Origin of the sequence: Pseudofrankia inefficax, assembly GCF_000166135.1 — a bacterium.
GTDB lineage: Bacteria > Actinomycetota > Actinomycetes > Frankiales > Frankiaceae > Pseudofrankia > Pseudofrankia inefficax.
Map to the genome: position 1 here is coordinate 3,257,869 of NC_014666.1, position 14,507 is coordinate 3,272,375.

The following is a 14,507-nucleotide window of genomic DNA, read 5'->3' on the forward strand; positions in this document are numbered from 1 at the left end:
CCTGACCGGCGACCATGACGTAGGACCCGGTCGCCCTGCGTGCCCTCGGGCGGCGCGCCCACATCGTTGGTCGCTTGTTTTCTTCGCCGCTGCGGCGTTGCCGGGGAGACGTTCACGCTGCTGCCGTAGGTAGTTGTTCCGTGGGCATACCTACGCAGGCTCGCGGGCCGGGCCGCTGGAGGAGTCGCTTCAGGAGGACGGAGCCGGCGAGGACGGCGGGGTCGGCGTCGGACTCCTGGGAGCGCCATCGCGAGGAGCTGCCCTGGGGGCGGCCCGACCTTGAGCACCAGTGGCGTCTGCTGGACATGCCGGACGAGATGCTGCCGTGGTGCCACGAGGTCCGCGCGCTGCGCCGGGCCGACGCGCTGCTGCGCGCGGCGCACTTCCGCGGCGCAGACGGCGCCGACGGCGATCCGGTGGTCTTCGTCCCGGGCTGGTCGTCGACGCCCTACAGCTGGCGGCACGTGATCCCGGCGCTCGCGGCGACCAACCCGGTCTGGTACTTCGAGACCAGGGAGAAGGCGTCGTCGCGGCTGCGGCACGGCGACCGGCTCACGGTCGCGGACATGGCCGCCGACCTGCGCGACTTCGTCCGCCAGTCCGTGCCCGCCGGCCGCTACGGCATCGTCGCCGCGTCGGCCAGCGCGGTGTTGGTCCTGCAGACGTTCGCCGAGCTCGACCCGCCGCCGTCCTGGGTCGTGCTGGTGCAGCCGCACATCCACCTGCCCGTCCCGGCCGCGGTCCAGCTGCTGCGGCTGTGGCCGGCGCGGCGGCTGGAGATCTTCCGCCTGCTCATGCTGCCGGCGGCGCGGCGCGCGCACCAGCGCCGGGCCGGCGAGTCGCTGGGCGGCTTCTACAAGGTCCTGGGCAGCGCCGACATGGCGAAGCTGCGGCGCTCGCTGTTCACCTGGCGGGGCTACCCGGGCCTCGACCTGGACTCCCTGTCCGCCGTGACCTGCCCGAGCCTGGTGGTCGGCGTCTCCGGCGACCGGCTGCACTCGGACACGGCCGCCCGCCGGATCGCGCGCCGCCTGCCGGCCGGCGCCTACCTGGACGGCCCGACCTTCGCCTGGACGCACACCAGAACCATGGCCGAGACGATCCTGACCTGGGCCCGCACCGCGGTGGCCTGACTGGCCCGGGAGCTGACCCGCCTGGCGCTGGCCCCCGTCGGGAGCTGCCGTCAGGGCGTGTCGGCCGGTCCGTGGTCGGCGCCGGGGCTCTGGCCGTTGGGGGTGGTGAAGAGTGGTTCGTCGGTGATGTCGAAGTGGGCGTCGCGGAGTTGGAAGGCTTTCCTGGTGCCGTGTTGGGCGCGGGTCTTGACGAAGTTGAATTCGTCGTCTTCGAAGCGGAGGTTGGTGCCGTAGGCGTGGATGAGGTAGCTGGTGGTTTCTTCGCCTTGGTAGGCCTGGAGTTGTTCGACGAGGCGGAAGGCTTCTTTGGCGATGGTGATGCCGTCGGCGGGCATCTTCGCGGCTTTGCGGGCCCAGAAGTCGGCCCGCGCGCTCACCGCGTCGTCGGCGACGACCTCGGTGAACACGCCCAGCGCCGCCAGCTCGGCCGCCGGGATGATGTCGCCGGTGAGCAGCAGCCGGCGGGCCAGGACGGGGCCGAGCCGGTGGAAGAACATGTGCAGGGAGCCGAGCGCTGGGCCGAGGAAACGGGTCGCGGGCATGCCTACCCGGGTGCCTGAGCCGACGACCGCGATGTCGGCCATCAATGCCAGCTCGAAGCCGCCGCCGAGTGCGTAGCCGTTGACCTCGGCGACGGTGACCTTGGGGTAGCCGAGGAACTGGTGGTAGAAGTCGAAGGTCCGGCGGTCGACGGCGAGGCGGCGGCGTTGGCTGGGCCGCCGGGCCCGGCGGGCGTCGTCCGGCTTGGTGCCAGGTTGGGTTTTGGCGTCGTTGCCGTACCAGGCGTAGGCGTTGCCCATGTCGGCGCCGGTGGAGAAGACGCCGTCGCTGCCGCGCAGGATGACGACCTTGATGGTGTCGTCGTCGGCGAGGTCGTCGAGGTGGGTGGCGAGCTGGTCGCGCATCGCGGGGTCGTAGGCGTTGCGGCGGGCGGGGTTGTCGAGGGTGAGCCGGGCGATGCCGCGGGACTCGTCACGCTCCAGCAGCACGCGGCCCGTAGGCGCTGGATGTCCGCGGTCGTCGGCCATGGCTCGTCCCTCTCGCTGTGGCTGGGGCGCCGCGTCGCGCCTGGTCGGGCCGGCCCCGAGTCCGGGGGCGGCCGGGCGCCGTTCGGCGCCGGCGACCGGCGCCGGGTGGGCCGGAGTCATCGTATATCTCTAGATAATTTCGCGCTCAGGAGCTGGCGTCGGCCGGCGCGGGGATGACGGGGCGCGCCCCCGGTCCGAGGACGTGGCGGCCGTTGAGCAGCGGCAGGTCGAGGAAGGTGCGGATGCCCGCCGGGGCGGCGCAGACCGGGGCGATGGCGTGTACGGCGTGCATCGCGGTGCCGAGGCAGCCCTGGTCGTTCTCGTCCTCGCCGTGCACCGCGATCTTCGCCTCCAGCACCATCGACGGGCTGCCCTCGACGGTGACCTTCCAGCCCCGGCCGGTGGGCCAGTCGGGCGCCTGGCCCGACCCGACCCGGGTGATGTGCTCGACGGTCAGCGCCGGCCGGCCACCGATCACCGCGGTCGCCGAGAAGCGCTGCGCCGACACGGTCCCGGCCTCGATCCGACCGACCTTGATGTCGAACGCCTCGGCCGCGACGGCGACCTGACGGTCGTAGACGAAGTCGTCCACGGCCGCGCCGAGGCCGTCGGCGACGAGCATCAGCGGGGCGCGGAACGCCGAGCCGGCCAGCTCCGGGACCGACAGCGGCACCGGTGCGTCCGGGGCCTGGCCGAAGCCCATGATGTCGAACATCATCTCGACGCTGTCGTACGAGCTGTAGTCGAGCAGCTCCTGGACCAGCAGCGAGTCGATCCGCTCGAACAGCGTCGACATGGTCAGCGGCAGCACCTCGGCGGCCCAGCCGGGCTCGATCCCGGTCCCGTGGAACGACGTGCCGCCGGCCGCGCAGGCCGCCTCCAGCTGCTCGACGGCCGGCTGGCCGAGGCTCGCCGGGTAGATCAGCGCGGTCACGGCCGTCGAGATGACGTTCTTGCCGGACGCGAGCAGCCGGCAGATGTCGTCGAGCGCCCCGGCCGGGTCCAGCTCGCCCTGCGCGAGGTAGAGCACGCAGTCGGCGTCCAGCGCGACGACCTCGTCCTTGTCCCGGGTCGCCGCGACCCCGACCGGCCCGATGCCGGCGATCTCGCCGACGTCCCGGCCGGCCTTCGCCTCCGCGTAGACGAACGCCCCGACGAGCTCCAGGTCCGGATGGGCGGCGACGGCGCGCACCGCGTGCCTGCCGACGGTCCCGGTGGCCCACACGACTACGCGCAGCATGGCGTACCTCCGGCGTCACTGGCCGCGCCGTCTGCCCGGCTTGGCGTGTCCGTCAAAATATCTAGATGTAACGGGTGGCGCAACGGGCGTGGCGGCCCGCGCCCGCCGCGCCTGGGTCGCGGCGGGCGGGCGAGGTCACGCGGCGGCCCGCGGCGAGCCGAGCAGGTCGAGGCAGTTGTCACGCATGATCTTGCGGACGTCACCCTCGGAGAAGGCGCCGAGCTCCTTGCGGAAGTCCAGCGGCTGGGCGACGCCCTCGCCGTGCGGCCAGTCGGAGCCGAACAGGATCCGGTCGACGCCGATCAGCTCGGCCAGCGCCGAGAGGTCCTCCTCGAGGTACGGCGTGACCCACAGGTGGTTGCGCAGCGTGTCGAGCGGGTCCTCGGCGAACGCCCACGGCCGCTGGTTGGCCTGCTTGCGCAGCCGCTTGACCAGCAGCTCGATCCAGTCGGAGCCGTTCTCGATGCTCGCGACCCGCAGCGACGGATGACGCGTGAAGACGCCGTCGACGAGCAGCGACGCCACGGTGTCGTGGATGGCCCGGTCGGAGACCAGGACCCGGGTGAGGACGCTGATGTTGCCGTAGCCCTCGAACCGGGCGGTGCCGCCCCACGCGGTGGTCGACGCCTCGTAGCCCGAGTCGCCCAGGTGGAAGGCGACCGGCACCGAGGCCTCCGCGAGCCGAGCCCACACCGGGTCGTAGCGCTTGTCGCCGAGCGAGCGGGACGTGCCGTGCTCGGCCGGCACCGGAGCCGGGCGGACGTGCACCATCCGCGCCCCCTGCGCGAGCAGCCAGTCGACCTCGGCGACGGCGGCCACCGGGTCGGCGAGCGACAGCATCGGCACCCCGATCAGGCCGCGGTAGTCGAAGCCCCAGTCCTCGGCCAGCCAGCGGTTGAAGGCCGACAGGCTCGCCATCGTCGCGTCGATGTCGTCCTTGAGCCCCTGCTCGACGCCCACGCCCAGCGTCGGGAAGAGCAGCACCGAGTCCAGTCCCTGCGACGGAAGCAGGTCGGCACGCACCTCACGGTCGCGGTACTCGGGCCGCAGCGGCTCGACCTGCATCAGCGTCCGCGGGTCGACGCCCGCCGGGATCTGGCCGCGGAACAGCGGGTCCAGGCAGCCCGCGACCACGATCGGGTCGAAGGTCGGGTTCGGAATGAAGCGGTTCACCTCGCCGCCGACCAGCATCTTCACCCGGCGGCCCTGCTGGACCACCTGCACTCCGCGTTCGGTGAACTTCTTGGCCAGATGCCGGGTGAAGGCGTCCAGCGGCTCGTAGTAGTGGTTGTCGGCGTCGATGGAGCCGTAGTCGGCCATGAGATCCTCCTGCTGCCGGGCGGGCCGTGGGGCGGCCGGTGAGGTCAGGACGCGCGAGCGGCGCCGGAGGCGGCAGCCGTCGGCCGCGCCCGTCGGTCGGGCCGGCCCGGTGGACGACGCTACCCCATCGGTGCGGAGATATCTAGATATATTGCCCGAGCTGGGGGTGACCCGGCGACCGTGGCCGCGGGCGTCGCCTACCCGGCGTCGAAGGTGGCCGTCAATATGATCACGGTGGTCGCCGGCCCCACGGCCGGCTATTCGACGTCGCCGCCCGGTCCCGGTGTACCCAGGCCGGCTGGGCCGCCCACGGGGCGGCCGGCGGCGAACAATGATGGCCGACACATTTCGGCGGCGCCGCCGCGGTATTCCGGCGCGGCCTCATTTCGCGATATGGCGCGTGTTACTGTGCTCGTCGCGCCGCCGTCCAGCCGGTCGCCTTCCGGGAGCCTGGTGGCGGACCTGCGGCTCGGCCGCGACGAGCACCCGCGTAAGCGCGGCGCCGCGGTTCCGTAAGTCGTTTTCCCCCCAAAATGACTGATGGAACGGAACGGGTTGCTATGCCGATAGAGCTCCCGCGATGACGAACGTGGTCGCCAGCGTGGCGAATAGCGTCGTCGTCCTGACCTACCTGGCGATCTCGTTGACGATCGCGCGTGGGCTGTGGACCTCCGGCCAGTGGCGGACCAACAAGCTCGGCATGGCGACGTCGGCGATCTTCTTCACCTGCGCGCTCGGGCACGCGGCGCACGCGGTGGCCGCCATCGGGGCGCAGCTGCGCGGGCAGCCGGAGCACGACCATCTCGACGCGCCGGGGCTCGGCCCGGCGGGAGCGTTCTGGGACCTGGTCACCGCGGTCGTCGCCATCTGGTACTGGTCGCTGCGCAGCCGGTTCCCCGCCCTGGTCCGCGGCGCCGCGGTGTTCGAGGACCTGCGGCTGCGCCAGACCGCGGAGCGCCGGCTGCGGCTGTCCGAGCGCCGCTACCGCGGGATCGTCGAGACGACCAGCGAGGGCGTGGTGCTCATCGACGACGCCGGCCTCGTGGAGTACGCGAACGCGCAGTTCGCCGCGCTGGTCGGCTGCACCCCCCGGGAGGCCAGAGGGCGCGCCTTCACCGACCTGGTGGCGCCCCAGTACCGCGACCAGCTCGCCCAGGCGCTCGTCGGGGTCCGGGCACAGGGCACCCAGCGGCTGGAGGCCGAGCTGGTGCCCGGCGGCGCCCGCGCGGCGGACCGGTCCCCGGGCCAGCGGGTGCACGCGCAGATCGCGCTGACGGCCAGGGCCGAGTACGACGCGGCCTGGGCGGACGAGCCACCGCCCGGCGCCCACGCCGTCAGCGGCGGCGCGCTCGCGATGGTCGCGGACGTGACCGAGCGGCGCAACGCCGAGGCGCAGCTGCGCCAGTCGCAGCGCCTCGACGCGATCGGGCAGCTGGCCGGCGGCGTGGCCCACGACTTCAACAACCTGCTGACGGTGATCGACGGGTACGCGGCGATGCTGCTGGGCGAGGTCGAGGGACCGGCGCGCCGGGACGTCACAGCCATCCAGGAGGCGGCGGCGCGGGCGTCGGCGCTGACCCGCCAGTTGCTGGCGTTCGCGCGGACGCAGCCGGTCCGGCCGGAGCCGGTCGACGTGGACGAGCTGGTGACCGGCATCGAGGACATGCTGCGGCGGCTGATCCGGGAGGACATCCAGATCACCGTGCGGGCGGCGGCCCGGGCGACCGTGTGGGCCGACCGGGGCCAGCTGGAGCAGGTGCTGATGAACCTGGCCGTCAACAGCCGGGACGCGATGCCCGACGGCGGCCGGCTCACGATCAGCACCGCGCGCGCCCCGGCCGGGGGCGCCGACGGCGACCAGGTGACGATCACCGTCGCCGACACCGGCCACGGCATCCCCGAGGACATCCAGCCGATGATCTTCGAGCCGTTCTTCACGACGAAGGAGCCGGGGCAGGGGACCGGCCTCGGCCTGTCCACGGTCTACGGCATCGTGCGGCAGGCCGGCGGCGACGTCTCCGTCGACTCCACCCCGGACCTCGGCACCGAGATCCAGGTCCGGCTGCCGGCGACCGCGACCGCCGCGGCGCCGCGCCAGGCCGGCCGTCGGCTCGTCGCGGACCGGCTCGCCGGCGGCCGGGGCACGATCCTGCTCGTCGAGGACGACGCCGAGATCCGCCGGCTGTCCGAGCGGATCCTGCTCGCCGCGGGCTATGACGTGCTCACGGCCGCCGACGGGCGCAGCGCGCTCGACGTCGCGGCGTCCGCCCGCGCGCTCGACCTGCTGGTGACCGATGTGATCATGCCGCGGATGAACGGGCGCCAGCTCGCCGACTGGCTGCGCGCCAGCCGGCCCGACCTGCCGGTCCTGTACGTCTCGGCCTACCCGCGGGGCCTGGTCAGCTCGAACCGGCCGGCGGGGCCCGACGGCGCCTACCTGGAGAAGCCGTACACGCCGTCGCTGCTCACCGCGAAGGTCAGCCTGCTGCTCGCCGCCTCCCGGACCGCCGGGTCGCGGCCGGGGGGCGGGTCCCCGACGGGCACCCCCGTCGGGGGCTGACCCGCGTGGCCGGCCGGCCCGGAACGGACCGGCCGGCCACGGCGGGCTCAGTGCACCCGGCCCACGAAGGGCCTCAGTGCCCCCTGCCCACGAGGGGCCTCAGTGACCCTTGCCGGCCAGGGGCCTCAGTGACCCTTGCCGGCCAGGGCCGCCTGGTAGCGGCCGAGGGCCATGACCGGCCAGACCAGCCGGTATAGGTGGTAGTTGATGTAGAAGTAGCCGGCGAAGCCCGTCCCGGTGAAGTAGTCCTCGTCCCAGGTGCCCTCGGCCGTCTGGGTCTCGGCGAGCCAGGCGACGCCACGGGCCGCCGCCTCGCCCGTCACGCCGTCGCCGACCCGGCCGGCCGCGATGAGCGCGAGCAGCGCCCAGGCGGTCTGCGAGGCCGTCGAGACGCCGACACCCGCGGTCGACATCTCGTCGTAGGAGTAGCAGGACTCGCCCCAGCCGCCGTCCGGGTTCTGCTTGGCGACCAGCCAGTCCGCGGCCCGCTGGATCGCGGGGTGCGACGCGGGCAGGCCCGCGGCGCGCAGCGCCGGGACGACCCCGCCGGTGCCGTACAGGTGGTTGACCCCCCAGCGGCCGTACCAGGAGCCGTCGGCCTCCTGCGAGTGCAGCAGCCACTCGACGCCCCGCTTCGTGCGCGGGTCGTCGCCCAGGCCCAGCTCGCCGAGCAGCTCCACGACGTGCGCGGTGACGTCGGCCGACGGCGGGTCGGTGAGCATCCCGAAGTCCGCGAACGGGATCTTGTAGACGAGCTCGCCGGCGTTGTCGACGTCGAACGCGCCCCAGCCGCCGTCGGCGCACTGCATGCCGAAGACCCACTGCAGGCCGCGATAGGTGGCGGCGACGACCTTCTCGGGCCGCGGGTGGGCGACCCGCATGAGGGCGAGCATCACCTCGGCGGAGTCGTCGACGTCCGGGTAGGTGTCGTTGTCGAACTCGAACGACCAGCCGCCGGTCGGCACGTCCGGGATCGGCACCGACCAGTCACCGCGCCGCTCCCTGACCTCCTCGGCGAGCATCCAGTCGGCGGCCCTGACCAGGCTCGGGTCGTCGCGCGGGACGCCGGCGTCGGCGAGCGCGATCGTCGCCAGGCAGGTGTCCCAGACCGGGGACTGGCAGGCCTCCTGCATCCGGGCGCCGTCCGGCAGGGTCACGCTGTACTCGTCGAGGGAGCGCAGCGCGGCGGTCATCACCGGGTGGTCCATCGGGTAGCCGAGCACCCGCAGCGCCATGATCGAGTAGACGGTCGGCGGCTGGATGCCACCGAAGCAGCCGTCCGCCTCCTGGCGCACCACGATCCAGCGTTCCGCCAGGCCCAGCGCGAGGGAGCGCACCGGCCGGATCGGGTGCCGGTGGTAGACGTGCAGGAAGCGGTCGATCCCGCCGAACAGCAGGTTCCAGTTCACGTGGTCCAGGGCCGCCTGCCGCAGTGCGCGGCGGGTCCGGAAGCCCACCCGGGAGACCAGGCGCGCGGGCAGCGGCAGGCCGGGGCCGCCGCCGTCCTTGGCCCGGCCCATGACGTCGGGCGCCGCGGGCTGGCCCTTGCCCCTGCGGCCCTTGGCCGGGGCCGGCCTGGCGGGCCCGATGGCGAGGGCTGCCGGCTGCCGGAGGGTGTCGGTCCCGGGGGCCGGCTCGGTGAACATGTCGTCGATGGAGGAGTCGCGCCACGCGGTCGGCCCACCCGCGTGGCCCGCCTTCTTCTGCGCCTTCCGCTGCGCCGCGGCCTTCTTCTTGGTGGCCGGCGGGGGGAACAGCTCGGCGATCGGGAACGGCGGCGTCCCGGCCGGGCGGTGCGCCATCAGCACCATGATGGCCACGATGGTCTGCCGGCCCCAGGACGCGAACTTGTAGATCGACAGGGGCATCTTCGCCGGGACGAAGATCAGCTCCGGCGGCAGCACGGGAAGGTCCTCCCAGCGCCACCAGCCGAACAGCGCCAGCCAGATCCGGGTGAAGATCCGGGTCGCCGGCACGCCACCCCGGGCCCGGGCCCAGGCGGCCGCCGCGCGCATGTGCGGGTCCTGGGGGCTGTCGCCGACCATCCGCAGCGCGACGTAGGACTCCACGGTGGCGTTCAGGTCGCCCGGACCGGCGTGGTAGATCGGCCACGAGCCGTCGGCGTACTGCTTGGACCGGATGAAGCGCGCGGTGCGCTCGGCCTGCTCGGGGTTCCAGATGCCGAGCCAGTGGCGCAGCATCAGGTCCTCGGAGTCCATCGTCGTGTTGGTCTCGAGGTCGCCCTTCCACCAGCCGGCCTCGTCCTGCAGCGACTTCAGGTGGGCGACCGCCCGCGCGAGGGTGTCGTCGGAGGCCGGCGCCGGGCTCGGCGGGGCCTCGACCGCGACGGTGCGCGCGACGAGGTCGTCGGCGGCGCCGCGCGGCGCCGGGGCGAAGGCCGCTTTCGGAGTCCCGGCGGCGAGTGCCGTCTCGTCAGTGGTGGTCACGGGAATGCCCTTTCTCCGCGTGCGCGGCGTTGCGAACGGCGATGACGTGACATAGCGCGAAATAACGGGCGAGCAACGGCCGTCGAATACCACGGGCCGGGTCGGGACGGGGACCAGCCGGGCTGTCCGCGCTGGAACGGCGGGGCGGGACGACGGTCGCGGGGACGCGGCGCCGCGGGGACTGCCAGCCGCTGGGCTGACAGCGTGGAATCGGTCGGCGGCCACGGGCCCGGGGCGTGCGGGCCCCGGCCGGACCGGGCGGCTCAGCCGCCAGCGGGGAATGGTGGACCGGTGGGCTGGCCCGAGCGCGGTGCTGCGGGCGGCGGGCCCACCGTGCGGGCAGGTGCCGGGCTCGGTGCCGGGCCCGGCACGCCGGGAGGACTGTCGGCGGGGACAAGCTGGTCGACGCAGTACTCGACGATCGCGAGCATCTCGTCCAGATCGTGGTCGCCGCGGGCGAACCAGGCCCGGATGCCCACCTGCACCGCGGCGAGGAAGGCGGCGGCGGTCAGCTGCGGGCGCAGGTCGACGCCACCGGGCGTCGGCCCGCCGGGCGCCGGGAACCGGGGCCGGATGGCCGTGGCGAGCCGGTCGCCGAGGCGCATCATCCGGGCCAGCATCGCGGCGCTGACCGCGGGCGCCGCGTCCTGGCTCAACAGGTGCTCGACGTAGCCGCGGAACGCCGCCGGCCTGGGGGCCATGGCGACCCAGGCGTCGAGCGTGGCGGCGCGCAGCGCGGCGAGCGGTGGCTCGTCGCCCGGCCGGCGCCCGAGCGCGGCCAGCGCCAGCTCGCCGACCTCGTCGAGCGGGGCGAGCGCGACCTCCTCCTTCGTCGCGAAGTACCGGAAGAAGGTGCGCACCGACACGTCGGCGCCGGCGGCGATCGCCTCGATGGTGGTCGCGTCGTAGCCGTGCTCGGTGAACAGCGCGTGCGCCGTCTCGACGATCGTCTGCCGGGTGCGCAGCTTCTTGCGCTCCCGCAGCCCGCCGCCGGCGGCGTCGGACTCGTCGGTCGGGTCGCCGCCGTCGGGCGTGGTGGGACCGGGGTCGCCCGCGAGCTGGAGGCGCTCGGTCCCGCCGTGCCGGCCGAGCGGCCGCAGCACCGGCGCGCCGACCGCCGCGGTGGCGCTCAGGCCGGCCAGCAGGCGGCGCGCGGCCGTTCCCTTCGCCGTGCCGGTCGTCATGGTCCCTCCCCGGGCGCGGGCGGTCGGGCCGTCCACGCGATCCGAGGAGATCGTATGACAAGGAATGGCAGATGGCACTAGCTGCCACTTTTTTGACAGTCGTGGTGGGCCGGGCGAATCGGGCCACGACCTGTGGTAACACCCAGAGCCCGGGTGCGCCGGCCGGGCCGTCACGCGGGCGTGCCGATCCGGCATGTGCCTGCCGCGCAGGAGTCGGCCCCCTTCCGCGCCGGGGCGGAAGGGGGCCGCGAGGCATCGCCGGCTACTGAGGTGTGAGCTCGGTAACGCCGTCGGAGACCTTCTTCGAGACCTCGCCGCCCAACAGGTAGGCGTTGTTGCCCGTCGCCGCCGACGCGGCGTTCTCGACGCCCTCCGGCAGGTCGCCGGCGTCGCTGACGGTGTTGGTGGCCGGGTCGAACTTGTAGATCTTCGGCTGCGCCTGGCCGCCGGACTGCCCGCCGGCCAGGTAGGTGGTGCCGCCGATGGTGAAGGCCGACGCGTCCTTCAGGGCCGCCGGCAGCTTGCCGACCGTCTGGGTCTTGCCGGTGGCCGGGTCGAACTGCTGGATCGCGTCCGTCGGGCCGTCGGACGCCTCGCCGCCGAAGATGGTGACCTTCTGGTCGCTGCCGGTGCCGGTCGTGGCGACGGCCGGGTTGCGGACCGGCTTGTCGAGCTTGCCGGCGGTCTGGAAGGTCTTGCCGTCGTCGGTGGACCAGATGTCGCCCTGCGCGGACTTGCCATCGTCGCCGCCGACCAGGTACGTCTTGCCGTTCGCCGTGGTGGCGTTGAGGTTCTCCCGGGGGGCCGGCAGCTTGCCGACGTCCTGGCTGGTCCCGCCCGAGTAGGTCTGGACGGTGTCGGTCACGCCGCTGGTGTCGTCGGAGCCCTTGGTGTTGCCGCCGTAGACGGTCGCGGTGCCGTTGACGACCGAGCTCGCGGCGTTCGCGACCGGGGTGTGCAGGGTGCCCGCCGAGGTCGCCGTCTTCGCGATCGGGTCGATCGAGGTGACCTGGTTGGTGGCCTTGCCACCCGAGTCCTGACCGCCGAGGGCGAGCACCTTGCCGTTGTCGGCGACCGCCGTGGCGCCGGTCACGCCGCTCGGAAGCTTGTACGGCGCGGCGACGGCGGTCAGGTTCTTGCCGGCACCCGGGCTCGCGGACCCGGACGCGCTGCCCGTCGCGCTGGGCGAGCCGCTGCCCTCGGTGCCGGTCGCGGTCGAGCCCGGCGAAGCGGTGCCGCTCTCGGTCGCGAGTGTCGTCGTCGGGACGGTCGGGCCGGTCGTCAGGACCGTCTGGGCCGACGCGGGGGACTGGTCGCTGGAGCAGCCGGTCACCAGCGCGGCCGTCAGCAGGCAGCTGGCGGCGGCGGACGTCGCAAGGGCCGCCGGCCCGCGTCGGGGCCGCCGGGACGATGATCCATTGCGTCTGTTCACGTCCGCATACTCACTCAGCGTGACGACCGCGACGAGTCGACCATGGGATCGCCCGGCGTGGCGGCGTGACTCCGCGCCGCGAGGCGCCCGTACCCGGAGCGGCGTCCCCGGCCAGCCGCCCCGCGGCGTTGTCCACCGCGTTGACCAGCCGCGCGCGGGCCAGATGATCAACTGCCGCGTCCGGCAGGCGACACCGCTGGCGGCGGCGCCGTGAACCGGGACGATGATGGCGAAATCCCATTCGTTCGTGGGCGGTGTCGGCGCGAGCCCGCATCCTCGCCGCCCGGAGTGCTGTGGAGGCGCGGCCATGCGGCCATGGAGGCTGGCGGCACGGGCCGCCGTCGGGATGCTCGCCGGAGTGCTCGCGCTGGTCGTCGCCGGCTGCGGCCCGAACATCGAGAACGATCTGCCGCCCGCGACCGCCTCGCCGACCGGGACGCCCAGCCCAGGCCCCGTGACGCCGAGCGCGAGCCCGTCCTTACCGCCTGGTGACCGGGCCTACCTGGCGCAGCTGGCCGCCACCCTGCCCGGCCTGAGCGCCGACGACGACTGGAAGATCGAGCAGGCGAGCTGGACCTGCCTGGAGCTCGACGCGGGAATGACGCTGCGGGGCGCCGCGACCACGTCCGCGCTGGTGTCGGACGACAGGCTCACCGTCGCCTCGGCGACGACGCTGGCCCGCGCCGCGGTGCCCAACTACTGCCCGCGCCACACCGGCGAGCTGGCCTTCGACGGCGACGCCCCGCTCGACCGCACCCTCGACGCGAACGGCCAGGGCGCCTGCTTCTGGCTCGACTACGCCCAGGAGCTGTCCAGCGGCGGCAAGCGGGTCGGCGACATCGACCTCGCCTACGCGGTGTTCGCCGCGGGAGCGAGCGCCAAGAAGGCGTTGCCGCCGGACTTCCGGGACGCCTGGCTGGCCATGACCAGCGACATCAGCACCCCCCAGGGCATAGCCGACCGCGAGGCCCTCTGCGGGCAGCACGGCTGGCCGAGCGGGCTCGCCGGCACCGTCGGGGGCGGCGGCGGGAGCGGCGGCTCGGGCGGCGGGGGCACCGGCTCCACCGGCGGCGTCGGGCAGCCCGCCTGACGACGAGGCCCGCGCCCGGCCGGCCCGGGGGAACAGGGCCCAGGAAGGGGAGGTCCTCAGTCCAGCGGGGACGTCGAGAGGTCCTGCGACGTCGCCTGGAAGATCGGCGTCCCCACCGGGCCGCGCCGGCCGGTCGGCCCGGTGGCGATCGTCGCGTGGCCGGGGTCGAAGGTCGCGTACACCCGCGGCCAGCCGGCCGAGGTGAGCTCGATCAGCAGCCGCCGGGTCGCCGGCCGGTTCCACAGCGCCGCGATCCCGTCGCCGAGCTCGTCGAAGCTCTCACGCTGCCAGGTCGCCTCCAGCAGCACGGCGAACGACGAGTAGAGCATCGCCTGCCGGGTCTCGGCCGCGGCGATCTCGGGTGGCACGCCGTCATGGCCGCGGACGCCGCTGCTCGCCTCGGTCTGCTGGGCGTTGGCCGGGTCGAGCAGGGCGAGCCGGCGGGCCTCGTCGACGTAGGTCGGGACGGCGCCCAGCGACGTGCTCACCCAGCGGTAGCGCCCGATCGTCGCCCAGGTCAGCCCGCTGGTGAGGTCGTAGTCGGGCGACCGCGCCAGCCAGCCGCGGATCAGGTCCGCCCGGCGCGAGAACGAGCGGTTGAGGTTGTCGTGCTGGCTGTACTCGCGCAGCTGGCGGGTGACACCCAGGAGCTCGTGGAACAGGGCGGCATCCGTCGGCGCGGTCTCGGTGAGGTAGCGCAGCCGCCCCATCAGCGTCAGCAGCGTCTCGGCGTCGGCGCTGTCCGTCCCGCCGCGGCGGGCCTCCCGCCAGGCCTCGGTCACCCGGCGGTGCATCGCCTGGACGAGGCCGACGCTGGCGACCGGCGGCATGCCGGCCCGCAGCTCGCCGTCGCGGCGCCGCCAGGTGTCGAGGTCGATGCGGCCGTCGTACGCGGCGCGCTGCAGGCCGCCGATCTCGTCGAGCAGTGGGACGGGCCATCCGAACAAATAGGCCGGCGGGGCCTTGACGAGTTCGCGAATGTCGTCGTCCACGCGTCACAGGATGAACCTGACCTCCGGCAGGCGCGACGGGTGGTACCCGGCCGTAACAGCCTGCCAACACGAAGGTTCACC

At 73.9% G+C, this 14,507-nt stretch carries 10 protein-coding genes; 3 read left to right on the plus strand and 7 right to left on the minus strand.

Annotation, left to right across the window (positions count from 1 at the left end; translation table 11 throughout):
* Positions 1-305: 305 nt before the first annotated feature.
* Complete coding sequence (locus tag FRAEUI1C_RS13340) at positions 306-1,133, plus strand: alpha/beta fold hydrolase (RefSeq protein WP_157734923.1); 828 nt, start codon at positions 306-308, stop codon at positions 1,131-1,133.
* A gap of 50 nt (positions 1,134-1,183) precedes the next feature.
* Here FRAEUI1C_RS13340 and FRAEUI1C_RS13345 read toward each other — a convergent pair whose 3' ends face one another.
* The 3 genes from FRAEUI1C_RS13345 to FRAEUI1C_RS13355 form a co-directional block, all read right to left on the minus strand.
* Positions 1,184-2,161, minus strand: a complete 978-nt coding sequence (locus tag FRAEUI1C_RS13345) for an enoyl-CoA hydratase/isomerase family protein (protein ID WP_013423828.1) — start codon at positions 2,159-2,161, stop codon at positions 1,184-1,186.
* Positions 2,162-2,306: 145 nt separating this feature from the next.
* On the minus strand, positions 2,307-3,401 hold the full coding sequence (locus FRAEUI1C_RS13350) for an NAD(P)H-dependent amine dehydrogenase family protein (RefSeq protein WP_013423829.1): 1,095 nt from the start codon (positions 3,399-3,401) through the stop codon (positions 2,307-2,309).
* Positions 3,402-3,536: 135 nt separating this feature from the next.
* Positions 3,537-4,721, minus strand: coding sequence for an amidohydrolase family protein (locus tag FRAEUI1C_RS13355; protein ID WP_013423830.1), 1,185 nt, complete (start codon positions 4,719-4,721; stop codon positions 3,537-3,539).
* A gap of 580 nt (positions 4,722-5,301) precedes the next feature.
* On the opposite strand from FRAEUI1C_RS13355, the gene FRAEUI1C_RS13360 reads away from it, so the two are divergent.
* Positions 5,302-7,281 (plus strand): ATP-binding protein, encoded by a 1,980-nt coding sequence (locus FRAEUI1C_RS13360; protein WP_013423831.1) that lies wholly within the window; start codon positions 5,302-5,304, stop codon positions 7,279-7,281.
* Between the two features lie 125 nt (positions 7,282-7,406).
* On the opposite strand, the gene shc is transcribed toward FRAEUI1C_RS13360, so the two are convergent.
* The 3 genes from shc to FRAEUI1C_RS13380 form a co-directional block, all read right to left on the minus strand.
* Positions 7,407-9,728 carry a squalene--hopene cyclase gene (gene shc, locus FRAEUI1C_RS39000; RefSeq protein ID WP_013423832.1) on the minus strand — a complete coding sequence of 774 codons (2,322 nt, stop codon included), beginning with the start codon at positions 9,726-9,728 and terminating at the stop codon, positions 7,407-7,409.
* Between the two features lie 263 nt (positions 9,729-9,991).
* Positions 9,992-10,912: a TetR/AcrR family transcriptional regulator gene (locus FRAEUI1C_RS13375; protein WP_013423833.1), complete on the minus strand. Its 921-nt coding sequence runs from the start codon at positions 10,910-10,912 to the stop codon at positions 9,992-9,994.
* Positions 10,913-11,174: 262 nt separating this feature from the next.
* The gene (locus FRAEUI1C_RS13380) at positions 11,175-12,344 is read right to left on the minus strand and encodes a Kelch repeat-containing protein (RefSeq protein ID WP_013423834.1); all 1,170 of its coding nucleotides are present in this window, start codon (positions 12,342-12,344) and stop codon (positions 11,175-11,177) included.
* A 307-nt stretch (positions 12,345-12,651) separates the two neighbouring features.
* On the opposite strand from FRAEUI1C_RS13380, the gene FRAEUI1C_RS13385 reads away from it, so the two are divergent.
* A complete protein-coding gene (locus tag FRAEUI1C_RS13385) occupies positions 12,652-13,434 on the plus strand; it encodes a DUF732 domain-containing protein (protein WP_013423835.1) in 783 nt (260 codons plus the stop codon).
* Positions 13,435-13,490: 56 nt separating this feature from the next.
* Here FRAEUI1C_RS13385 and FRAEUI1C_RS13390 read toward each other — a convergent pair whose 3' ends face one another.
* Positions 13,491-14,426, minus strand: a complete 936-nt coding sequence (locus tag FRAEUI1C_RS13390) for a hypothetical protein (RefSeq protein WP_013423836.1) — start codon at positions 14,424-14,426, stop codon at positions 13,491-13,493.
* Positions 14,427-14,507: the final 81 nt, after the last annotated feature.